The following is a 22,851-nucleotide window of genomic DNA, read 5'->3' on the forward strand; positions in this document are numbered from 1 at the left end:
GAAGTTACGCAGCTGCACCTTTAGGCTGAGCAGAGAGATGCCCTGCCCACAGACTCGCCACCCATTTCACCCCTTTTGAGGTGAAGCGCGCCTGAGAAAAAGCGTGCTGGTTTTCACCGGTGCCGGTATGCAGCGTAAAGTAGCCCGCCTGCATATGGTAGTGTTGCGGCGTCAGGGTTCCTTTGGCGCGGTACATGATGTTGCGCTCCAGCAGGAACTGGCGGAATTCTGGTTCTTTCACTTTCAGCATCTTGCAGAGCTGACGAAAGCCCAGCGAGTCGTCAACTTCCACGAAGCTATCAAAGAACGCCGCCTTGGGAGCCGAAAGGGCCAGTTGCTGCTCAGCTGCCTGACGCTGTTCAAACTGCTCAGCCCATGCGCGAGCCGCTTCAGCCGGGTTAGTGAAGTCAGGCAGATGCGTGGTTTTTTCACGATCCTGCCAGCGGTCCAGCACTTCAGCCGTAAAGCCCGGGGAAAGACGTGCTACAGCCAGCAGAGAGTCACGCTTGCTGAGACGATACTCCTGGCGCACTTCTCCATCCCGCTCATAGTCATTTACTTTGAGTGGCTGAGAAAGACGCTGAGCCGTTTCCAGACTTTTGATTAACCGCTTCACTTCTCCGTGTGTAATGCCGGTCATCTGAGCCAGTTCACGGCTGCTCATTGTGACCGATTGTTCCAGAGATTTGAGGCTTTCAGTCGAAATCATCATGGGTTCACCCCTCGCTAACGCTACCAATACCCGGCGGGCAGTCCATTTATTATACAAACACCTGTTCAAATATCCAGTATTTTATTTAAGCAATAACGTAAATGGAACCGGTTACGCAAACATGGGAGCAGAAAGCGTTTTCCGGTCTGGGAGACGTGTTCAGGACGAGCTATCGATGGCAGGCGTACTTTTTTTCATGCGGCCAGTAAGGCTAATGATGTCATCTGTTATTTACATATAATCACAATGATGGACACAGACTCTTTACATTGCAGTATAGTGAAGGCTCTCAGCAGGTTACTGACCTGCGATGCTCACTATTTTGATTCGGTGTGCTGAGGCTCAGTCTGGCCCGTTACCACTGAATGTTATCTATTACTGGAGTAAGTCATGCAGCCGTTGAAAGTCGCCTTTATCAAAGCTAACTGGCACAGCGAAATTGTTTCTCAGGTTCTGACCGGGTTTGAACAGGAACTGGAAAGTCGCGGAGCCTCATACGAGATTAAAACATGGGATGTTCCTGGCGCTTTTGAAATGCCGCTGCTGGCGCAACGTCTGGCACAGACCGGCAATTACGATGCGATTGTCTGTGCGGCACTGGTGGTGGATGGCGGCATCTATCGCCATGATTTCGTCGCTCAGGCGGTCGTGAGTGGTCTGATGCAGGCGCAGCTGACGACTAACGTGCCCGTCTTCTCCGTGTCACTCACACCACATAATTTCCAGCCATCGGCCGAGTTCATCGATTTCTATACCCAGCACTTTGTTAAAAAAGGTCAGGAAGCGGCACGCGCTGTCTGTCAGATCCACGCGCTCGACCTCTGATTAACCTGTCATGGATGCGGATAACGCATCTGCCCGCGCCGTTGAGGAGAGAAAGTTGAAAAATTCACGCCCGCCCTTACCGCCATTTACACGGCCTGAACAGGCAATGGAAAAAGTACGGCTCGCTGAAGATGGCTGGAACAGTCGCGATGCTGAACGTGTGGCGCTGGCCTATTCCGCAGATAGCCGGTGGCGTAATCGCGATACCTTTCTGACCGGCCGGGCAGAGATTGTCGCGTTCCTGCAGCAAAAATGGCAGCGGGAGCACCAGTATCGGCTGATTAAAGAGCTGTGGAGTTTTGACCAGAACCGGATTGCGGTGCGCTTTGCCTATGAATGGCACGACGAGCAGCTACAGTGGTATCGCTCTTATGGTAACGAGAACTGGGCGTTTGATGAGCAGGGTTTGATGACGCAGCGTTTTGCCAGCATTAACGATCTGAAAATCAGCGAAGAACAGCGGATGTTTCACTGGCCACAGGGGCGTCGCCCGGATGACCATCCTTCGCTAAGCGAGCTCGGTTTATAACAGCCGTTTCCAGCGGAGAGCGCTGCTCTCCGCCGTTAATAACTCAGCCCTGCTCGCCCTTGTTCTCGACAAAGGTCGCTTTATTGCGGGTGACCGTATAGGCCACTTTTTTGACATCTTCAGGTGACGTGGTCACTTCAACTGGCGCAATAGTGACACGGCCCATACCAAACAGCGTCGGCACATACCCACCGACCTGATGCTTACCCGCCGGCACATGCAGCAGTTTGCTTTCACCATTCGGCAATCTGCCAGCGTCTTTGCCATCTACCGTCAGGAATACACTGGAGCCATCATCCGCACGGGTCTTGATATGCGAGACATCGATCTGTGTCGGACCAGCAGCAAATTCATCTGGTGCTTCGCTGGCGGCATGTTTCGCACAGCCGGTCAGTACAGCAGCAACCGTCATAACGGCGAGAGTAAAACGATAACGCATTGGACACTCTTTCTCCTGATCATCAGAACCAACTATTTTAGCGGTTTGCAGGCCGGATGTAAGGGGGTGTGAAGTCAGCATGCTCTTAAAATGGATAAAACAGCGCTGCTTTTGCGGACTATCTGCGTAAAGAATATTTACTGAATAAATACACAGTCTTTTTATGATGAGTCATCACGCATTTAACCTGCTGATCACCCTGAATTTAACCTGTTCAAAAACCCGAATAAGCGCAGCGTGATTGGTGCTATTTAGCGCTTTTAACAGGCGTTAACGCTGTTAATTAACGATTATAAGGTTCATAGTGGTTGTTCATCCCCGGTTAATTCCGGCGGCCTTTCCCTCAGCAGAGGGCACGATATGCAATTTCATACTACTGATACTGTTTGTGCGATAACCGGCACGCATCCTGCGAATCTGAAGCGCTGGATGAAGCAGGGATTACTGACATCACAGCAGAATGCTGACGAGTGGAGCAATGCTCATCTCAGCGAAATCCACACTCTGGTTGGCCTGACGGCAACCGGTGCAACACTTAATGAGATCAGGCAGGGTCAGCAGGACGCCTCATCGGTTAAGACCTACGGCTGGGCGGCGCGCAAGGGCGACATGCTCTGGCAGCTTGAATTTGGCACACCGTTGTCGCTTTCACGTCAGATGCACGACATGTCCAGTAACTATAGCGGTGATGATTTAATCATTAATTTGCTGCGACCGCTGAGCGTCTGGCTCTATGCCGACCACCGTCAGGGCGCGGCACGACGCCTTGACCGTTTTGAGAAAACCGTTAAGCAGCAGGCGGACAAAGTGATGCGTGTCTCATCGCGCAGTGAATCGTCCGTTCCTCTGTTTCTGGAAGCGGTAAGCGTACTGGATAAAACGGAAATCTGGCTGGAGGCAATTCGTCTGACGGCGTTGGGCTTTAATGTCGCGGTTGACTCGCGTGCCACTGGACAGCCTGCCATTAAAACCGCCATTCATCAGCATCATGTGATGTGGTGTGGTGCGGGGATCAGTCAGGTGATGCAGGACTATTATGACCAGCAGAGTCAGGATGGTTTTCCGATCATGCTCAGTGGACCTGATCGTAATCTGCATTTTTCACAAACCTCCTCTTCCAGCGCTGCCTGATAGCAGGCAGCTTCACTATTCCCCTGCTTTTCCGCGCCAGTAAATAATTTTTTTCGTTAAGAATCTCTTAAGGTGGCTACGTATACTGGAGTCTCAACCCTGACTCATTGACGAGACTACGATGAAAAAGACTTTACTGACCCTGACTCTGTGCCTGTCACCACTCGCTTTCACCGCTGCGCATGCGGCTTCTAATCTGACCGGTTGTGCTGCCAAAAAGCAGGAGATTGAGACACAGCTCTCCTTTGCCCGCCAGCACAATAATACCCATCAGGTTGCCGGCCTTGAAAAAGCGCTGCGTGAAGTGGATCAGAACTGCACTGAAGAGAGCCTGTTAAAGCAGCGCCAGGAAAAAGTAGCAGAGAAAAAGTTTAAGGTGCAGGAGCGTGAAGAGGAGCTGGCAGAAGCGAAAGCGGAAGGACGTAGTGCCAGCAAGATTCAGAAGCGCGAAGATAAGCTGGCAGAAGCGCGTGAAGAGCTGAAAGAAGCCGAACAGGCTTTGCGGCAGTAATGCTTCGGGGCCAGCCTTGCGGCGCTGGCCCGCCAATTTTATTTTTCTCGCCTTATCATTCCTGTCTGTTCTAACCAGATGATTAAGCTGCTTATTTTCCGCTCAACCCATTACTTAAGGTAATCCTTCTATTACTTATTCTCATGCACTTAATTGGTGCGGCAAAGTCAATGAAGTTAAGATCAATTATTTAACTTTTTGAACGTCCTCAAAGAATTGAAAGATAGCGAGCCCCCCCTTATATGCAGGCTGTACGCACCCGTAGCGCATTATTATTCGTCTTTAAAGGGCATCTCTCAAAATCTATTCACTACACGCGCCCCAAAAAGGGGCATGTCTGCACTTTTCCAGGGCGGATACCCCATCTTATTTGTTTCAGAAGTGTTAGATTATGTCCGCGCCATACAATGCGCTCACCATCCACGGCTCCACACAATAAATAACTTCATTAAGAAAGGTTTTTTATGGATAAGTTATCTTATGCGTCTGAAAGCAGCACATCTGCCTGGTCCACCTACTTACAGCAAATCGACCGGGTTGCGCCCTATCTTGGCGATCTTTCACGTTGGATAGATACTTTGCGGCATCCAAAACGCGCACTGATTGTCGACATTCCTCTTCAGATGGATGATGGCTCGATTCGCCATTTTGAAGGCTATCGCGTTCAGCACAACCTTTCACGCGGCCCGGGTAAAGGCGGTATTCGCTATCATCCTGATGTCGATCTTAATGAAGTCATGGCGCTATCTGCATGGATGACGATCAAATGTGCGGCGGTTAACCTTCCTTACGGTGGGGCTAAGGGCGGCATCCGGGTCGATCCTTTCAAACTCTCTGAGGGTGAACTTGAACGGCTGACCCGTCGTTATACCAGCGAGATCGGCATCATCATTGGACCGCAAAAAGATATTCCGGCACCGGACGTCGGCACTAACAGCAAAGTGATGGCGTGGATGATGGACACCTACTCCATGAACCACGGCACCACGATTACCGGCGTGGTCACCGGCAAACCCATTCACCTGGGCGGTTCGCTGGGCCGTGAAAAAGCCACTGGCCGTGGGGTGTTTATTACCGGCCGTGAAGTGGCTCGTCGTTCAGGTATTGAAATCGAAGGTGCCCGCGTGGCGGTTCAGGGCTTTGGTAACGTCGGCAGCGAAGCGGCACGCCTGTTTGATGAAGCAGGCGCACGTGTAGTGGTGATTCAGGATCACACCGCGACCCTGTTTAATGCAGACGGCATTAATATGGCTGCCCTGACCGAATGGCAGATCGCCAATAAGCAGATTGCCGGTTTTCCGGGCGCACAAAGTATTGAGAAAGAGGCGTTCTGGACCACTGAGATGGATATCCTGATCCCGGCGGCGCTGGAAGGTCAGATTACCCGTGAGCGGGCAGAGATCCTCAGCTGCAAAATCGTGCTGGAAGGCGCAAACGGTCCGACTTATCCGGATGCCGATGATATGCTGGCAACGCGCGGCATTATCGTTGTGCCGGATGTGGTCTGTAATGCCGGCGGCGTGACCGTCAGCTACTTCGAATGGGTTCAGGACATGGCCAGCTTCTTCTGGAGTGAAGATGAGATCAATCGTCGCTCTGATAAGATTATGACCGAAGCGATGGTTCATATCTGGGAGAAGTCAAAGGAGAAGGATTGCTCGCTGCGCACTGCGGCGTATATCGTGGCGTGTGAACGGATCCTGATGGCGCGTAAAGATCGCGGTATCTACCCGGGTTAATGCTTATGGCGCTGTTGTCTGCAATAGCGCCTTTTTTCTACTTCATCAGCACCTGAAACTGCGGATTAAATTCATCAAAGATTGGCAACGCGGCGGCCCCCAGCGCAGCGGTATCGCTGCCGGTCATGCCCCTCTTCAGCCGCATATCTAACAGGTAACGTCCACGCACCGACTGATAAAGCGGCGGCAGGCGCGCGACCATCTGATCCAGCAACGGCGCAGGCATCATCCCGCCAATAATTACCGCCTCTGCATCAAACACTGACTCCAGAATATTGATTGCCTGGCGCAAGGGCGTTATCACGCTCTCAATCCAGGCGGTGAAACGCGCCGGTTCAATCTGCAGCAGATCTTCAGGCAGCGCCCGCATCGGATCGAGACCACAGAATTCATAGGCGGCCTGTAATGAGACATAACGTTCCAGGCAACCCTGATTACCGCAGTAGCAGTCACGCCCGCCCGGCTCCACCACAATGTGACCAATCTCTCCAGCATTATGAGCATGACCGGTATAGATGTGGCCATCGGTGAAGATGCCGGCACCCAGACCGGTGCCGATGTAGAGATAGATAAATGAGTTGAGATGGCGCGCCGTACCGTGAAAGCGTTCACCGATGGCGGCGACCGTGGCGTCGTTTTCCAGCGTTACCGGCAGCCCGCTGATAGCGGCCAGCTCAGCTTCAATATCCACCTGCTCCCAGCTATTGAGCGTGGTCGGTCCGACGGATGAAATGCCCTCCACGCCAAAAGGTCCCGGCATCACCACGCCGATCCCCAGTACTTTCTTCCACTGCGAGCCCAGAAAAGCGCGCATCTCCTCCAGCACGCCAGCAATGCACGCCAGGGTGGCAGCAGGCTGGGGCTTTTGCACCAGCATGAGGCGGCGGAAATGCACTTCACCGCTCAGATCGACCAGCACCAGCAAGAGCGTCTGGTGATCAAGATGAATGCCAATCGACCACGCACTGGTGGGATTGAGTGTGACCGGAATCGAAGGCTGACCGCGCCCGCTGCGGCGCGGCTGACGGCTGGTCAGCAGTCCGGCCTGCTCCAGTTCTGCCACGATATTCGATACGGTCTGCGGCGTCAGTGCCGTCATGCGCGCCAGTTCGGCACGGGTCAGCTCTCCGTGCAGACGAATGGCTTCAATCACAACACGCCGGTTGTGCGCCCGCGCATGTTCAAGGTTTGTACCCGAGGTTTTCATGTTGTTTTCCATTACAGCGCGACCCGACAGTATTGGTCTCTGAAAGCGTTCGGGCAAACAATATCTTTGATCCTGCACACAAATCCCGCGCATCAGAATAGGCAATTTTGCCATAAAAGCGCAGTCTGTTTTTTAGCGTTGTTACAGTACTGTTGCGTAGTTTTTAATCTTGTGGCACGCCGTTTGCTTGATACTGACAGGTCAGTTCACCCACTGACCAGAATTACGCCCCTGATTAAATCAATCAAATTGATTTAATTAACCGACAGCCTGTTGCTGCCCTGTTGTCACCTAGTGGAGAAGACCATGTCACAGCGTTATACCCCTCAACTGAAAGCCGGTTTTGCCGCTTTACTGATGTTAAGCGCAGGCAGCGCGGCGGCAGCCAGCCAGATTAATGCCCTGTTTATGACCCAGGCGGCCTATAGCGAGAATGACATTCGCGCGATGACGCAGAATTTTCAGAAGCAGCATCCGGATGTCACCGTCAATCTGGAGTTTGTTCCCTATGAAGCGCTGCACGATAAGATTGTGGCGGCGCGTGGCGCAGGCGGCAATGGCTATGATGTGGTGCTGTTCGACGCCATCTGGCCAGCGGAATTTACCCGCTTCGATCTGTTGCAGGATGTCAGCGCGCGCATTACGCCAGAGGAGAAAGAGAAGGTTTTTCCGGGCGCGATGAACACCGTGATTTATAAGGGTAAAACGCTGGGGATGCCGTGGATCCTTGATACCAAATACCTTTACTACAACAAAGCAATGCTGGCGAAAGCGGGCATAACCACCCCGCCGCAGACCTGGCAGCAGGTGCTGGATGACGCGAAAATCATCAAAGAGAAAAAGATTGTGACTTACCCGCTGGTCTGGAGCTGGTCCCAGGCGGAAGCGCTGGTGTGTGACTACACCACGCTGGTATCAGGCTTTGGTGGGCAGTTCTATCAGAATGGCAAGCTCGACTTCTCCAGCCCGGCTTCACTCAAGGCGCTGAACCTGATGAAAAGCTCGCTCGACGATGGCCTGAGTAACCCGGCTTCCCGTGAATATCTGGAAGAGGACGTGCGCAAATCGTTTTCGAATGGCGATGCGGCGTTCGCGCTCAACTGGACCTACATGTACAACATGGCAAACGACCCTAAGCAGAGCAAAGTAGCCGGTGATGTTGGTATCATGCCTGCGCCGGGTGATGTGCCAGGAAAAGTGGGTGCGGTGAATGGTTCGATGGGTCTGGGGATCACCAAAGGCAGCACGCATGCTAACGAAGCGTGGCAGTATATTCAGTACATGACTTCACAGCCGGTGCAAAATCAGTATGCGAAGCTCAGCCTGCCGATCTGGAAATCCTCTTATCAGGACGAGGCGGTGAAAAAGGATCAGGAGAGCCTGATTGCCGCAGCGGACAAATCGCTAAACGTGATGCTGTCACGTCCTGAAACCGCCGACTATTCCCGCCTGTCGAACCAGCTGCAGCAGCAGTTACAGCAGGTCTTGCTGGGTAAAATACCGGCGCAGGACGCGATGGCGACGGTGGACAAAAGCGCCGCCCGGCTGCGTTAAGGAGTCATGATGCTGAGTCTGCGTCAACGCGAACAGCGTCAGGCATGGGTGCTGCTGGCACCCATGCTGCTGGTGATGCTGCTGTTAACCGCCTGGCCTCTGCTGCGCACCATCTGGCTCAGCTTTACCGATGCTGCGCTGATTGGCAGCGATGAAACGCCTGCCTGGATTGGTCTGGAAAACTACCTCTATGCGCTGAGCGATCCCGATTTTCGGGCGTCTATCTGGCGCACGCTCTACTTCACGCTGGTGTCTGTCACTTTTGAAGGCGTCATTGGCGTGCTGGTGGCGCTGCTGCTAAATCAGAAATTCGTCGGGCGCAACGTGCTGCGGGTGCTGGTGATTCTGCCGTGGGCGCTGCCGACCATCGTCAACGCCATGATGTGGCGGCTCAACTTCAATCCCGATTACGGCAGCATCAACGCCCTGCTCAGCCAGCTCGGCATTATTGATGGCTATCGCAGCTGGCTGGGCTCGCCGGACGCGGCGCTTAATGCGGTGATGTTCGCGGATATCTGGAAAAACTATCCGCTGGTTACGCTGCTGGTGCTGGCAGCGCTACAGTCGATCCCCGAAGATCTGTTTGAAGCGGCACGGCTGGATGGCGCATCTGCCTGGCGTCGTTTCCGCGCCATTACCTTTCCTGCGATTGTCGCGCCGCTGGGCGTCGCGCTGGTGTTACGTACCATCGATGCCTTTAAGATCTTTGACATTATCTACGTGATGACGCGCGGCGGGCCGGTGGACAGTACCAAAACCCTGAGCTTTTTCGTCTATCAGGAGTCCTTCAGCTACCTGCGTGCCGGCAGCGGTGCCGCTCACGCGATCCTGATGACCCTGATGTGCGCTCTGCTAATCACGCTTTACCTGCTGATGTTATGGCATCAGCGCCGCAGGAGTTCCGCTTATGAAAACTAAACTGCGCCGGGTGCTGCGTTACGGCGCGGCGCTGCTGGTCGCTATCAGCATTCTGGCCCCGATGGGCTGGCTTTTTCTGATGAGCGTCAGCTCCGTCAGCGATCTTTCCCGCGTGCCACTGGAATGGCTGCCACGTCAGTGGGATTTCAGTCGCTATCAGGGACTGGTTTCGCTGGCACCGAACCAGCCGGGCAACATTTTCCTGCATGCGCTGGGCAACAGTGTGCTGGTGGCGACGGTTGCCACGGCGATCTCGCTGCTGCTGGCGATACCGGCCGCCTTCAGCTTCTCACGCTACAGCGGTCGCGATGCCTGGCTTTCCGGCGCACTGGCGATCTACATGGTGCCGCCGGTGGCGTTTGTGCTGCCGCTCTACTTTCTGCTGCAACAGCTTGGGCTGCTCAACACCCGTCCCGGTCTGGTGATGGTCTACTGCTCGCTGATCCTGCCGTTCCTGACCTGGATGCTGAAGAATCAGTTTGACTCGCTGCCGCAAGATATCGAACAGGCGGCACGGCTGGATGGCCTGCGCTTCTGGCAGGTTCTGCTGCGCATCACGCTGCCGCTGGCGAAGCCGGTACTGGGCGCGGCTGCCCTGTTTGGCTGGCTGCTTGCCTGGGATGAGTTTTTCTATGCACTGCTGTTCACCAGCAATATTTCGGCACAGACCCTGCCGGTCGCGATTGCCGGCTTTACCGCCGGACGCGCCACCGATGACGGGCTGATCGCAGCGATTGGCATTCTGGCGTCAGTGCCGCCTCTGTTTATTGCCATCTGGTTGCAGAAGACGCTGGTCAGCGGTCTTACCAGCGGTGGGAGTAAGGGATGAGAACCATGGATAACAGCACTGCGTCCACACTCTATGTGGTGGGCAATATCAATGTCGATTTAATCATGAGTACGCTCAGCGACTGGCCGAAACGCGGCACAGAAGTGATGCTACAGCACAGCGAGCTACGTCCAGGCGGGTCTGCGGGTAACTGTGCGCTGGCGCTGGAGGCGATGCAGGTGCCATATCGGGCCATCGCTAATCAGGGCGACGATGGCTTCAGCCACTGGCTCGCCAGTCACTTTCCCCTCAGCGCCGCACACTGGCCGCGCTACGCCTGTGAGACCTCGCTGACGGTGGGCGTTACCCATCCCGATAACGAACGATCGTTTCTGAGCAATCACGGCCATATTACCGTGCTGACCGCGGACGATGTGCTGGCTCAGCTGCCGCTGCAGGCGACGCCGGGCGACATCGTGCTGCTGTGCGGCACTTTTCTCTGTCTTGAACTCTATGACCACTATCCGGCGCTACTGGCCGAGCTACAAAAGCGTGGCTTCAGTGTGGCCGTGGATACCGGCTGGCCGCCTGCGGGCTGGAGCGATGAGCTTCGCCTTGAGATGGACAGATGGTTAGCGAACTGCGACTGGCTGCTGCTGAATGAGGTTGAAGCGCTGGGTTTAGCAGCCGCAGATTTGCTGGATCAAAGCGGTAAAAAGCTGGCCGCCCGTCTCAGTGGTCGCGGCGGCTGTGTGATCAAGTGTGGCGCAGAGGGCGCACGTCTCTGGTCTGCCGCCTCGGTGCAGTTTGCTGCCGCCCAGCCAGTAACGGTGGTGGATACCATCGGTGCCGGTGACAGTTTCAACGCTGGTTTTCTTACCGCGCTGCTCTATGGGCAGTCGTCACACACCGCGCTGCGCTGGGGCATTGAAGTGGCCTCACAGGCGATAAGCAGCTCCCCGCGTCGCTATCCCAGCTGGCAACAACTCCAATTAACCAATGAGGTGCGCTGACCATGGCCAGTGTTGAACTTGTACAGGTGGCGAAGCGCTACGGAAAACAGAGCGTGCTGCATCCGCTCGATTTAACCATTCCCGACGGCAGTTTTACCGTGCTGGTCGGTCCCTCCGGCTGCGGCAAGTCTACCCTGCTGCGGCTGCTCGCCGGTCTGGACAGCGTCTCTGACGGGGCGATTATGCTGGATAAAAAGCAGATCAACGACCTCGATCCCGCCGACCGCGATATCGCGATGGTGTTTCAGAGCTATGCGCTTTATCCGCATCTGACCGTTGCCGAGAATCTGGCGTTTCACATGCAGGTGAAAAAGGTGAAGCGCGAGGAGCAGAAAAGCAAAATCGCCCGTATCGCGGCTATTCTGGGTATCGACCAGTTGCTGCAGCGTTATCCACGGGCGTTGTCTGGCGGGCAGCGGCAGCGTGTGGCGATGGGCCGGGCGATGGTGCGCAATCCGCAGGTATTTCTGTTCGATGAGCCGCTCTCTAACCTGGATGCGCAGTTACGCATGGAGCTGCGCGCCGAGATTAAGTCTCTGCACCAGCGTTTCAAAACTACGATGGTCTATGTCACCCATGATCAGGTCGAGGCGATGACGCTGGCGGATCAGATTGTGGTAATGAAAGAGGGGGTGATTGTGCAACAGGGTGCGCCGCTGGCGATTTACGACCGGCCGGTTAACACCTTTGTGGCGCGGTTTATCGGTTCACCGCCGATGAATCTGCTGGATGCGCATTTCCAGCCTCGCGATGGTCTGCCCGGCGTCTGTTGTGGCGAGCAGTGGCTACCGTTGCCCGGTCGCTGGCACCACGCCGCGCGGCAGCAGGCCGGTCAGCCGGTGACGCTGGGTGTACGACCCCACGATCTGATTTTTGATGCCTGCGGGCAACCGGCGGCGGTGAACATTGTGGAGATTACCGGCGAGTCGACACTATTACATCTGAACTGGCAGGGTTTCCCGCTGCATATGCAGCTGACTGGTCGGAGCGATGCCGTGCCGGGCGGCACGCTGCCGGTGACCGTGAATCCGGATAAGATGCACCTGTTCGATGCCAGCAGCGGTGTGCGGCTGACGGAACAATGATAAAAAAACCCGCCGCTGGCGGGTTTTTTAGTCTGTGAAGCAGATATGGGCTCAGGGAGCATACGTCCGCTTTACGCCAGATGAAACTGCTCCACCGTCTGTGACAGTTGCTGCGCCTGATCTTCCAGTGAACTGGCAGCCGCCGACATCTGCTGCACCAGCGCGGCATTCTGCTGGGTAACACCATCCATTTCATTAACCGCTATCGTTACCTGACTGATGCCACGTGCCTGTTCGCTTGACGCTGTAACGATCTCACCGATAATTCCCTGCACTGAATTTACCGCCTGCATCATCTCCTGCATGGTCTTACCGGCATCGTTCACCAGCCGGACGCCACTCTCCACCCGTACGCTCGACTCTTCAATCAGTGCGCCGATCTCTTTCACCGCATTAGCACTGCGCTGGGCCAGATTACGCACTTCTGAGGCGACCACCGCAAAACCGCGCCCCTGCTCTCCGGCGCGTGCTGCTTCTACCGCCGCGTTGAGCGCCAGAATATTGGTCTGGAAGGCAATGCTATTGATCATCGTGGTAATGTCGCCAATCTTTTTCGAGCTGTCATCGATCTGCGCCATGGTCTGCACCACTTCGCCTACCAGCGAGGCACCGCGACTGGCAATGTGCGTCGCGTTTTCAGTCAGGCTGGTCGCCTGCTGCGCATTGTCGGCATTCAGGCGGATCGTGGCGCTGATCTGCTCCATGCTGGCTGCGGTCTGCTCCAGCGCGGCGGCCTGTTCTTCGGTGCGTGACGCCAGATTCAGGTTGCCGCTGGCAATTTCGCCCGCGCCCTGTCGTACTGATTCACTGGAATCTTTAATCTGCCCGACAATCTGCCGGAGCTGGCTTTGCATAGTATGAAGCGCAAAGAAGAGGCTGCTGCGATCGCCGTTTTTCACTGCAATTGCGTTATCCAGCTTGCCATCCGCGACGGCCAGCGCAATATTTGCCGCTTCAATCGGCTCGCCGCCAATCGGCCGCAGCACCTTACGACTGAACAGCATGCCGAGTACGGTGCCGACCAGCAGAATACTGACCACCATCAGCAGCAGTGCCCACATCAGTTGCCGGTTGGCAGCAGCCATCACCTGACTGACCGGTGCGACAACGCCGAGATACCAGGGTTTGTCACTGTTACCAATCACCACCGGCTGCCAGGTGACTAATGCGTCTTCGCCCAGCACGTCATCAAAATGCTGTACGACTTTCGTCGTAAAACCATCTTTTTCGCCTTTCCAGGGCTTACCGGCTTCCTCTTTCACGGGTGAGGACACCACATTCCCGCCATTCGAGAGCAATAGCGCATAGCCGCTGCCCTGCCAGGGTTTGATCTGATTCACTTTCTGCTGCAGTGAGGCCAGTGAAATGTCAGAGGTGACGATCGCTTTTAAGGTCCCCTGATCGATAATCGCGGCAGCTACGGAAGTCAGCAAGGTCGGCACGCCGTTGTAGGCATAGCTATAAGGTTCGGTAAGCGTATCTTTTTGTGATTTTTGCGGGATCAGATAGTAATCGCCCTGACCCGGTGTCAGATAGGAGAGAAGCGGATGCATCGCGTATTTACCTGATGCGTCACGATCCACAAAAAAGGCATAGCGTCCCTGTGGCGCCTGGCCCGGCTGTGACGCGAACTCCGCATCGCGGCCATCAAACGCATTCTGTTCGAATATCACCGACATCGACAGATAATCAGGGTTGGCGCGCAGCGCATACTCCATGACTTTATCGGCCACTTTACGGTCGGTAATAGCGGCCTGAGGCAACGCGATCAGACTTTGCCCGAGATGACTGGCAACATCACGGGCATGCCCCAGCTCCTGCTGCACCTGAAGCGCACGGCTCTGTGCAATCTGCTGCAGATAGTTTTCTGCGAGCACCTTCTGCTCTTTACCCGACTGCCAGCTGAGGACGCCGATGGTCACGGTAAATCCCAGCATAATTGTCAAACCACCCATGATCAGCATCTGCGCACGGGTACTCATTCTTTTCTTATGTGTTAACTGACTGGCCATAGTGATCCCCTGAAATTTACCTGGCTCAATACCTCCTTGTAGTTATGGTGCTCCTGAGATCATCTATCGGCGGCGTTTTTTTGAACTTTAATGGCCATTTCACCGCCGTGATGGGGGTCTCACAGAGCGTGATTACGGGAAGTTGATCGCAAAGGGATTATGGCGCTGCTAATGAACGGCCTTTTTTTGATCTGCAACAATACTGGTGCCCACCATTACTGTCAGTTTATGTCAACAGTTGCTGTAGCCCCCTTATCGCAGTGGAGATAGAACAATGATCGGTAAATCAGGATTAGCTATCGGGATGGTTGTCTGGCTGGCGTATGTCGCCTGGATCGTTCACTACTATTCAGACACCTTTATGCAGTTCTCCCGCTAAGCAAACAGGACCTTCGGGTCCTTTTTTTTGCCCTCAATTCAGCCGGGTTGACCTGTGAGCCAAATACTCGCTATTATCAGCTCATTCTGTGAGCCGAATAGCCTCCTTTATTCGGCTCATCCACCCTTAGCGTGAGCCGAATATGAGCGTTACCTGGATCTGGCAACAGCCGGACTGGCCCGATTTTCAATGGCAGGATGCCGTGCTGTTACCGCGCCTGCGCCATCTGCAGCAGCAGCGCGGATTGCTGCTGGGCCGTGCCAGCCTGCAGTCAGACAGTGATTCGCAGACGCTGGATACTCTGTTAAGTAATATCCTTTCCTCTTCCGCGATTGAAGAGGAGCGGGTAAACGTACAGTCAGTACGCTCATCGCTGGCACGCCGATTAGGCGTCACAGAAGAACAGCCTTATCCGGTCTCTGATCGCTCAGAAGGGCTGGCCGCCATGATGCTGGATGCCATCAACAACCGCAGTCAGCCACTGACGCTCGACCGATTATTTCAGTGGCATCACTGGCTCTTCCCGGCCGATGAATGGACGGTGCAGCGTCTGAGCGTCGGCACGCTGCGCGGCAGTGAGCCAATGCAGGTTATATCAGGTCGCATTGATCGCCCCACGGTGCATTTTGAAGCGCCGCCGCGACACGGACTGGAGCCGCAGCTCGCGCAGTTTATTGAGTGGTTCAACAGCAGTCAGCAGGATGTGATGCTGGACCCGATGCTGCGCGCTGCCATCTGTCATCTCTGGTTTGTTACGCTGCATCCATTTGACGATGGGAATGGCCGTATCACCCGTGCGCTAACCGATCTGGCACTGGCGCAGGCCGACAGTCAGAGCATTCGCCTTTATGCCATGTCACCCGCTATCCTGGCGCAGCGTGCCGGTTATTACCGCATCCTGGAGCAGACGCAGAAAGGCGGCCTTGATATCACAGACTGGCTGGTGTGGTTTCTTGATATCCTGGATGAGAGCCTGAAGCAGGCGATGCACGTCATCGATCGTACCCAGATGAAAGCGCGTTTCTGGCTACGTCACCAGGGGATGGGATTAAGCGCGGAACAGGTGAAAGTGCTGAACCGGCTGCTGGATGGTGGCGAGCAGGGTTTCGAACGGGGGATCAGCGCCAGTCAGTATCAGAAGGTGGCTAAAGTGAGTAAAGCGACCGCGACCCGTCATCTGGCGGACCTGGTAGAGAAAGGTTGTCTTTACCGGCTTGAGGGTGGCGGCAGAAGCACCCGCTATCAGGTAGTAACAGATGCTAAAAAGCTATAGCGTTAATCACGTGATGTTCTGTAACGTTAACTACCAGGTTAGTTTAACCCTGAACATAACGCTCAAGCGACTCAGTACTTAATTGAGAGGCAGAAGCCCTGTCAGCGATAATTAACAAAGAAGGATGTAATTTCAGAACGGATGCAGGAATCTGCTCCGTCACCGCTCCCTCAATAACCTGTGCCAAAGCCCAGGCTTTATTTTCGCCGCTGACAATGAGTAACAGATTTTTTGCTGCCATAACGCTCATCGGCCCCATAGTTACATAATGATCAGGCACAGAGCTTAAATCACCCTTCATTTCAGTCCGGGCAATGAATTCAGCGAGATCACCCTCTATGGGATGCTTAACCACCGGGTGATGAAATCGGGTCAGGCCAGGGATGTTGCCGCAAAAATGTCCATCTGACCCCAGTCCCATTAGCACTAAATCTAATCCACCCTCCTGCTTTAACAGACGCTCAAAATCCAGAAAATTGTCATCGGTGAGTTTATGAATGTTCGTTTCTTTAATTTGTGCTGGTGACAGAAAAAGCTGACGCAGACTGGATATCGTAACGCCCTCACGATGTTGACCTTTGAACGCAATTTCATCAAAGTTATAGTAATGAACATGTGAATAGCCGGAGCGTCCGCCGATGGCTGAAACAAGATATTCGTACAATTTAGCAGGCGTACGACCTGCCGTTATTGCCAGATTCACACGTCGGTTTTGTGTCATATAACCCAACATATGATGACTTGCGATCTGGCTCATTTCATTATAATTGTCCGTCACGATCAGTTTCATTTCATCATCTCGTAATCGTTTTACTGACAAACATCAATGTGGCATCGCGACCTGTCGTGAGCCACAATGATGGGTATTAACAGGCAGTCATCTCACCCTTTAAGTGAGGCTCCGTTTGTCGCTATAACCTCCTGATACCAGTAGAAGCTTTTCTTGCGGCTACGCGCCAGCGAGCCTTCGCCATTATCATCGCGGTCAACATAGATGAAGCCGTAACGTTTAGAGAGTTCGGCTTTGGATGCGCTGACCAAATCGATTGGACCCCAGCTGGTATACCCCATGACCTCAACGCCATCTTCAATGGCCTCCCGCACCTGAACCAGATGATCGTGGAGGTAGCTGATGCGGTAGTCATCCTGCACGACGCCGGTGGCATCCGGAATGTCTTTGGCCCCCAGTCCGTTCTCAACGATGAACAGCGGCTTTTGATAACGATCCCACAACAGATTCAGCAAGGTACGCAACCCGACCGGATCAATCTGCCAGCCCCATTCAGAGCTCTGCAGGTGGGGATTAGGCACCATGCTCAGAATGTTACCGCGCATCTGCTGATTCAGCGCCTCATCGGCGGTGATGCAGCCGGACATGTAATAGCTGAAAGAGATAAAATCGACGGTCGATTTGAGTATCTGGCGATCGGCATCGGTAATATCAAGTTGGATATCGTTTTCGCGGAAGAAGCGCAACATATAGCCCGGATAAGCTCCCCGGCACTGTACATCGCCAAAAAATTGCCATTTCCGGTTCTCCTGCAGCGCTTCAAGCACATCATCAGGCTTACAGCTCAGCGGATAGACCAGCCCACCCAGCAGCATATTACCGATACTGGCTTCAGGGTTACTTTCGTGACAGGCTTTAACCGCCAGAGCACTGGCCACCAGTTGATGATGAATCGCCTGATAAATTTCGCCCAGGCTGCTGGTTTCTGGCAGGCCTACGCCAGTCATCGGCGCATGTAAAGACATATTGATTTCATTGAAGGTCAGCCACAACCTGACTTTTTTCTGATAGCGGGTAAACACCGTACGCGCGTAATGCTCAAAAAAGCCAATCACCCGGCGGTTTCCCCAGCCGCCATACTGCTGAACCAGATTCCAGGGCATCTCATAATGTGACAGCGTCACAAGTGGCGTAATGTTATGTGCTGCCAGCTCATCGAATAATCGGTCATAAAAGGCCAGGCCTGCTTCATTAGGTTGTTGCTCGTCACCGTTCGGGAAAATACGCGTCCAGGCAATTGAAACCCGCAGACAGCTAAATCCCATCTCTGCAAACAGCCTGATATCGTCCGGATAGCGGTGGTAAAAATCGATCGCCACATCTTTAAGGCTCTTACTCCCCGCAACGCGATCGACTACCGGGCCAAAAATCCCTTGTGGCTGGACGTCAGAGGTGGAAAGGCCTTTCCCCTCTTCACGCCAGGCGCCTTCAACCTGATTAGCGGCGACCGCACCACCCCATAAAAATGTATCCGGGAAAGTTTTCATCCTGTGCTCCTTTTACTGATGAATGATGCTGAGTAATGGCGTTCCTGCGGTGACAGCTGTCCCTGCCACCGTCAAAACTTCATGATACGCATCGCTGTTAGTGATAATGATCGGTGTTGCAAGGTCATATCCGGCATCAAGAATGGCCTGACGATCAAACGTCAGCAGCAGATCGCCGGGCTTAACCGTGTCGCCCACGTTTACATGTGCCGTAAAAGGTTTGCCATCAAGCCTGACGGTATCGATACCCACATGGATTAGCAGCTCAATCCCACTGTCACTCAACAGGCCGATGGCGTGCCGGGTCTGAAACAGAGAGGCAACTTCACCCGCGAAAGGCGCAATGACTTTGTTGTCGGAAGGAATGATGGCTGCGCCCTGTCCCAGCAGGCCACTGGCAAAGGTCGGGTCGGGCACCTGATCAAGCGCGATTACGGTACCGGTCATCGGTGACAGAATGTCATCTTCGCCAGTTATCACCGGGGTTGCCGTAACTGGCACACTGGTAGCAGGCATACCCGCTACCAGCGTCAGGCTACAGCCCAGTATCAGCGCCAGTGTGGTCCCGGCAATACCACCCCATAACGTGGCGTCGACACCGCCAGGCGGGATCATCTGGGCGATAGTGAAGATGTTGGCAAAGCCAAAGGAATAAACGTGTGTGCTACTGAAACCGACAATGGCACCGCCGATAGCGCCCGCCACACAGCCAAAGATAAAGGGACGACGCAGGGGCAGATTAACCCCATAGACGGCCGGTTCGGTAATACCAAAAATCCCAGCGGTCACGGATGAACCCGCCAGCATCTTCTGCCGCGCATCCCGGCTGCGCAAAAAAACGGCCAGCGCCGCGCCAACCTGGCCCATGACAGCAGGCAACAGCATAGGCAGCATCGAGTCATGCCCCAGTACCGCAAGATTGTTAATCATCAGAGGTACCAGTCCCCAGTGCAAACCAAAAATTACACAGACCTGCCATAGCGCGCCCATGGCGGCGCCAGCCAGCCAGGGGGCCAGCGCATAAATCCACTGGTAGCCATTCGCCAGCATCTGACTTAAGGCCGTGGCCAGTGGACCGATCACCAGAAAGGTCAGCGGCACAGTGATGCTCAGACAGATCAGTGGCGCAAAGAAGTTTTTCATGGAGGCGGGCAGCCGACGGGTACTCTGTTTTTCCAGCCAGCAACTCACCCATGCGGCGAGGATGATGGGTATCACCGACGCGCTGTAATTAAACCAGGTCACAGGGATGCCGAGAAACGCTTCCGTCATGGCGCCGGATTGCTGGCTGGCATTGAAGGCGGCAATCATCGTCGGATGAGTGAGCGCACCGCCAATCACCAGGGTAATAAAGGGATTCCCGCCAAACTTTTTTCCGGCGGTGTAGCCCAGCACTAGCGGAAAGAAGAAAAACAGCGCATCACTTGCCGCAAACCAGATTTTATATGTTCCACCTTCAACAGAAAGCCAGCCGCAGACCACGGCCAGAGCCAGCAAGCCTTTGAGAATACCCGAGGCGGCAAGTATCCCGATAAACGGCGTGAAAATGCCAGACACAACATCGATCAGGCGACTGAAAAGGTTACCTGACGCCTTATCTTCGGCTGATGCAGGGGCCTCATCCAAAAGTCCCGCTTCAGCACGGACAGCCTGCCAGACATCATGAACATGGTTGCCAATCACCACCTGAAACTGACCGCCGCTTTCGACGACCATAATCACCCCCGGATTTTTCTTCAGTCCTTCCGCATCGGCTTTATGGTTATCTTTCAGTTTAAAGCGAAGCCGGGTGGCACAATGAACCAGACTTACGATGTTATCTCTGCCACCGATATGGCCGAGGATATCCTGCGCCAGCGTGTGATATTCCATCTCGATTTCCTTAAACCGATGTCCATGGACATCCGTTGACTGAGCCAAAAATAAAAAAACCCGAGAACGTCCTCCTTTCAGAGGCCGCGCTCAGGTTTTGCCTGCGTTAAGCAGTAACAATCCTGTTTGATGGGGCTTAGTGCCCCTCTTTCCTCACCCGCTCAATATGAATAGCGAGAAACATAATCTCTTCTGCGGTCAGCTCACGCTGATAGCTTTGTTGCAAATGCTGCGCGATTTTCACCGCGCATTTCCAGGCTTTGGGGTAGTTATCTTTTACTGCCGTATGCAATGAAACATCGTCATCGTCGACTACGGTTCGCGTCAGCATACGCTGCGCGAAAAACTTCAGATGGGTGACAAAACGCTGGTAACTCAGCGACGATTCGTTATATTCCAGCCGCAACTGATACTTCACCAGTTGCAGAATCTCCTGCATTACCCGCGTAACATGCATCACTTCCGGCATTTCGTTATTGAGCTGTGCCGTCACCAGATGTAACGCGATAAACCCGGCTTCATCCTCAGGTAGTTCGACATTAAGACGACGGGAGATGATTGCCCTGGCCTCCTGCCCCAGTTCGAACTCTTTGGGATAGAGACGTTTGATGTCCCACAGCAACACATTTTTAATCGCCAGACCTTTTTTCTGTCTTTCAATGGCAAAGAAGCAGTGGTCGGTCAGCGTGATATACAGACTCTCCTGCAGTTTCCCGAGACGCTGTATCGCAAGATCAATAATGCAATTGGAGGTCGTCATCACTTCAGGCGGGATTTGATGTAACAACTCCTCCAGCCGACGGACCAGCAGATCACTTTGTGGTGCAAACACTTTCTCAATTTGCGCGTCATTGAGACTGTCGCCGACGCGCTTCTGGAAGGCCAGCCCACGTCCCATGACGACCTGCTCGCGCCCCTGCTCATCCTGAACCATCACCACGTTATTATTCAGAATTTTGGCGATTTTCATCGGAACCCCAGAAACAAAAAAACCTGACATCCGGCAGAGGCCAGAAATCAGGTTTTGCCTGCCTAAGCAGTAACAATCCAGTCCGGGCACTCTATCAGTTTTATTCGTGACCTCAATCTGTCAGGGTAAAAAGCGTGACAGCGATCGAAATCCGCTTATTAACTTAAAAAGTAACCACCGTTTTGAGTTCAGTCACCCAGGCATCCTGCGTATGGGCAATACCCGCCGGACGATGCCAGTACTGAAGCCCGGGTTGCAGTTCCAGCCAGGAAACGGGGCGGAATCGGTAATAGAATTCTCCATTCAGTGAATGGCCAGGCACCGGATGATAAGCCGCATCGTTGTAGTCAGAAATACCACTGATCGTGTTCATGTAGCGCTGGTTACGCGCGTATTGATTGCTCATATCTGTCCAGGTCAGGCCAAAACCTATCCAGTCTTCAGGACGAGCGTCAGACAGACCCCGATAGCGGAGCGAAGCCGCATAGACCGAGTGCATGTAGTTAGTGCGTTGATCGGCCAGGCTCATACTGAATGAAGTACTTAACCCGCGACTTGCGTCATCCTGATGTCGCGTCAGTTGCTGATTAAGTCCGGCGTAAAGAAACCCTGTCCGGTTATGCTTCTCATCACCGCCGGGATCACTGACTCCCGCGCCACCGGACCGGCCGCGATAGAGTTCAGTTTGCGGAGCATTGGTAAAAACTACGCCCAGGTTGTAGGCTCCCGGCAGGCCATTAATGATTGGGCGGGCTTCGATCTCAACCGGCAGCAGGACACCTTTGCTGCGTCGGGTGGAACCACTCCAGGCGTGATGACGACTGGAAGCGTCCGGGTTCTGCTCCATCACGCCGCCTTTCAAAGTGACAATGGGCGTTAACCGGTATTCGAGCGTGGTTCCCCATGTATGAACGTTCCAGTTATTCCAGGTTAGTGAGTTCGCGGATTTTCCGCCACATTGTGAAAGCATCTGGAAATCACAGGGTATAATCTGATCGAAGGTCTGAACCTTGTTCATCATTCCGATACGCCATGTTATACGCCGATCATCAAAACTTCGGGCAAAGGTCAGCCAGCCCAGTCGGGTAATAGATTGTCCGCCCCAGCTCTCCTGCGTGAGATCGTTAACATTCACGCGAGGATCCTGCACCCGTCGCGTGGTCAGATCATCGTTGTGATTGCGGTTAACAATGTTCGCTTCAATACGTGCATCGGGAATATTTGTCCAGCGCGACAAATCCTGATTAAAGGTCAAAGCAAACTGATCGATATAAGCGACGTGTGACGCATGATTGTATCCACCGCCGCCATTCCAGCCAATTTCATTCAGATAACCCAGGTTAAAGGTAAATCCATTATTGTTAAGCGATTTACGAAGACCATACATATCACCCAGAACGGGATCCGGTGGAGATTCAAACCCTAATACCGTTCCGCTCCATTCCTGCGCTGTCGACAAGGGTGAAAAGGTCAATAATGAGAGTGCGCACAGCATGCTTTTATATTTCATCTTAGCAACCTGTTTTTGATTTTAATGATGTACGGTTCGCAGGAGAGCCCTGAACCTGCTTTGCTCAACGTCATGTTTCCCTGGCCTGAATAGGTCGATTCGTTATCGCTATGGTTATTAATGATT

Annotated in this window: 20 protein-coding genes; 11 read left to right on the top strand and 9 right to left on the bottom strand. The window is 53.8% G+C overall.

Annotated features, from left to right (window positions below):
• Positions 1-4: 4 nt before the first annotated feature.
• Positions 5-712: a phage antirepressor KilAC domain-containing protein gene (locus tag ACTJKZ_RS11515; protein ID WP_161734668.1), complete on the bottom strand. Its 708-nt coding sequence runs from the start codon at positions 710-712 to the stop codon at positions 5-7.
• Positions 713-1,102: 390 nt separating this feature from the next.
• Here ACTJKZ_RS11515 and ACTJKZ_RS11520 point away from each other — a divergent pair, with 390 nt between their 5' ends.
• Entirely contained in the window at positions 1,103-1,537 is a 435-nt protein-coding gene (locus ACTJKZ_RS11520; protein WP_033735722.1) for a 6,7-dimethyl-8-ribityllumazine synthase, read from the top strand.
• 55 nt (positions 1,538-1,592) lie between these two features.
• A complete protein-coding gene (locus tag ACTJKZ_RS11525) occupies positions 1,593-2,066 on the top strand; it encodes a nuclear transport factor 2 family protein (RefSeq protein ID WP_440829599.1) in 474 nt (157 codons plus the stop codon).
• A gap of 43 nt (positions 2,067-2,109) precedes the next feature.
• On the opposite strand, the gene ACTJKZ_RS11530 is transcribed toward ACTJKZ_RS11525, so the two are convergent.
• Positions 2,110-2,505 (bottom strand): hypothetical protein, encoded by a 396-nt coding sequence (locus tag ACTJKZ_RS11530; RefSeq protein ID WP_222925750.1) that lies wholly within the window; start codon positions 2,503-2,505, stop codon positions 2,110-2,112.
• A gap of 360 nt (positions 2,506-2,865) precedes the next feature.
• Here ACTJKZ_RS11530 and ACTJKZ_RS11535 point away from each other — a divergent pair, with 360 nt between their 5' ends.
• The 3 genes from ACTJKZ_RS11535 (at position 2,866) to ACTJKZ_RS11545 (ending at position 5,886) form a co-directional block, all read left to right on the top strand.
• On the top strand, positions 2,866-3,636 hold the full coding sequence (locus ACTJKZ_RS11535; RefSeq protein WP_161734678.1) for a MerR family transcriptional regulator: 771 nt from the start codon (positions 2,866-2,868) through the stop codon (positions 3,634-3,636).
• A 121-nt stretch (positions 3,637-3,757) separates the two neighbouring features.
• A complete protein-coding gene (locus ACTJKZ_RS11540; RefSeq protein ID WP_161734681.1) occupies positions 3,758-4,147 on the top strand; it encodes a DUF1090 domain-containing protein in 390 nt (129 codons plus the stop codon).
• Positions 4,148-4,611: 464 nt separating this feature from the next.
• On the top strand, positions 4,612-5,886 hold the full coding sequence (locus ACTJKZ_RS11545; RefSeq protein WP_440829600.1) for a Glu/Leu/Phe/Val family dehydrogenase: 1,275 nt from the start codon (positions 4,612-4,614) through the stop codon (positions 5,884-5,886).
• Positions 5,887-5,923: 37 nt separating this feature from the next.
• Here the strand turns inward: ACTJKZ_RS11545 and ACTJKZ_RS11550 are convergent, their stop codons facing one another.
• Entirely contained in the window at positions 5,924-7,093 is a 1,170-nt protein-coding gene (locus ACTJKZ_RS11550) for an ROK family transcriptional regulator (protein ID WP_440829601.1), read from the bottom strand.
• A 306-nt stretch (positions 7,094-7,399) separates the two neighbouring features.
• Here ACTJKZ_RS11550 and ACTJKZ_RS11555 point away from each other — a divergent pair, with 306 nt between their 5' ends.
• The 5 genes from ACTJKZ_RS11555 to ACTJKZ_RS11575 are packed head-to-tail and all read left to right on the top strand — an operon-like array spanning position 7,400 to position 12,432.
• A complete protein-coding gene (locus tag ACTJKZ_RS11555; RefSeq protein ID WP_440829602.1) occupies positions 7,400-8,647 on the top strand; it encodes an extracellular solute-binding protein in 1,248 nt (415 codons plus the stop codon).
• A gap of 9 nt (positions 8,648-8,656) precedes the next feature.
• On the top strand, positions 8,657-9,565 hold the full coding sequence (locus ACTJKZ_RS11560; RefSeq protein ID WP_440829682.1) for a carbohydrate ABC transporter permease: 909 nt from the start codon (positions 8,657-8,659) through the stop codon (positions 9,563-9,565).
• Positions 9,555-10,394, top strand: a complete 840-nt coding sequence (locus ACTJKZ_RS11565; RefSeq protein ID WP_440829603.1) for a carbohydrate ABC transporter permease — start codon at positions 9,555-9,557, stop codon at positions 10,392-10,394. Before ACTJKZ_RS11560 ends, ACTJKZ_RS11565 begins: the two co-directional genes overlap by 11 nt.
• Positions 10,395-10,399: 5 nt before the next feature.
• Positions 10,400-11,347, top strand: a complete 948-nt coding sequence (locus tag ACTJKZ_RS11570; protein WP_440829604.1) for a carbohydrate kinase family protein — start codon at positions 10,400-10,402, stop codon at positions 11,345-11,347.
• Positions 11,348-11,349: 2 nt separating this feature from the next.
• Positions 11,350-12,432 (top strand): ABC transporter ATP-binding protein, encoded by a 1,083-nt coding sequence (locus ACTJKZ_RS11575; protein ID WP_440829605.1) that lies wholly within the window; start codon positions 11,350-11,352, stop codon positions 12,430-12,432.
• 71 nt (positions 12,433-12,503) lie between these two features.
• Here ACTJKZ_RS11575 and ACTJKZ_RS11580 read toward each other — a convergent pair whose 3' ends face one another.
• Positions 12,504-14,444 (bottom strand): methyl-accepting chemotaxis protein, encoded by a 1,941-nt coding sequence (locus ACTJKZ_RS11580; protein ID WP_285088656.1) that lies wholly within the window; start codon positions 14,442-14,444, stop codon positions 12,504-12,506.
• 521 nt (positions 14,445-14,965) lie between these two features.
• On the opposite strand from ACTJKZ_RS11580, the gene ACTJKZ_RS11585 reads away from it, so the two are divergent.
• A complete protein-coding gene (locus ACTJKZ_RS11585; protein WP_285088655.1) occupies positions 14,966-16,096 on the top strand; it encodes a Fic family protein in 1,131 nt (376 codons plus the stop codon).
• Between the two features lie 43 nt (positions 16,097-16,139).
• Here ACTJKZ_RS11585 and ACTJKZ_RS11590 read toward each other — a convergent pair whose 3' ends face one another.
• From ACTJKZ_RS11590 to ACTJKZ_RS11610, 5 genes are all read right to left on the bottom strand, one after another.
• Positions 16,140-16,886, bottom strand: coding sequence for a glucosamine-6-phosphate deaminase (locus tag ACTJKZ_RS11590; protein WP_161736811.1), 747 nt, complete (start codon positions 16,884-16,886; stop codon positions 16,140-16,142).
• A 92-nt stretch (positions 16,887-16,978) separates the two neighbouring features.
• A complete protein-coding gene (locus ACTJKZ_RS11595) occupies positions 16,979-18,373 on the bottom strand; it encodes a glycoside hydrolase family 1 protein (protein WP_253418173.1) in 1,395 nt (464 codons plus the stop codon).
• A gap of 12 nt (positions 18,374-18,385) precedes the next feature.
• Positions 18,386-20,245: a PTS beta-glucoside transporter subunit IIABC gene (gene bglF / locus ACTJKZ_RS11600; RefSeq protein WP_161736809.1), complete on the bottom strand. Its 1,860-nt coding sequence runs from the start codon at positions 20,243-20,245 to the stop codon at positions 18,386-18,388.
• A 136-nt stretch (positions 20,246-20,381) separates the two neighbouring features.
• Positions 20,382-21,215, bottom strand: coding sequence for a BglG family transcription antiterminator LicT (gene licT / locus ACTJKZ_RS11605; RefSeq protein ID WP_161736808.1), 834 nt, complete (start codon positions 21,213-21,215; stop codon positions 20,382-20,384).
• 163 nt (positions 21,216-21,378) lie between these two features.
• A complete protein-coding gene (locus tag ACTJKZ_RS11610; RefSeq protein WP_237566771.1) occupies positions 21,379-22,710 on the bottom strand; it encodes a carbohydrate porin in 1,332 nt (443 codons plus the stop codon).
• Between the last annotated feature and the right edge of the window lie 141 nt (positions 22,711-22,851).

It is taken from the genome of Pantoea sp. 22096 (genome assembly GCF_052045955.1).
GTDB classification, from domain to species: Bacteria; Pseudomonadota; Gammaproteobacteria; order Enterobacterales; family Enterobacteriaceae; genus Pantoea; species Pantoea alfalfae.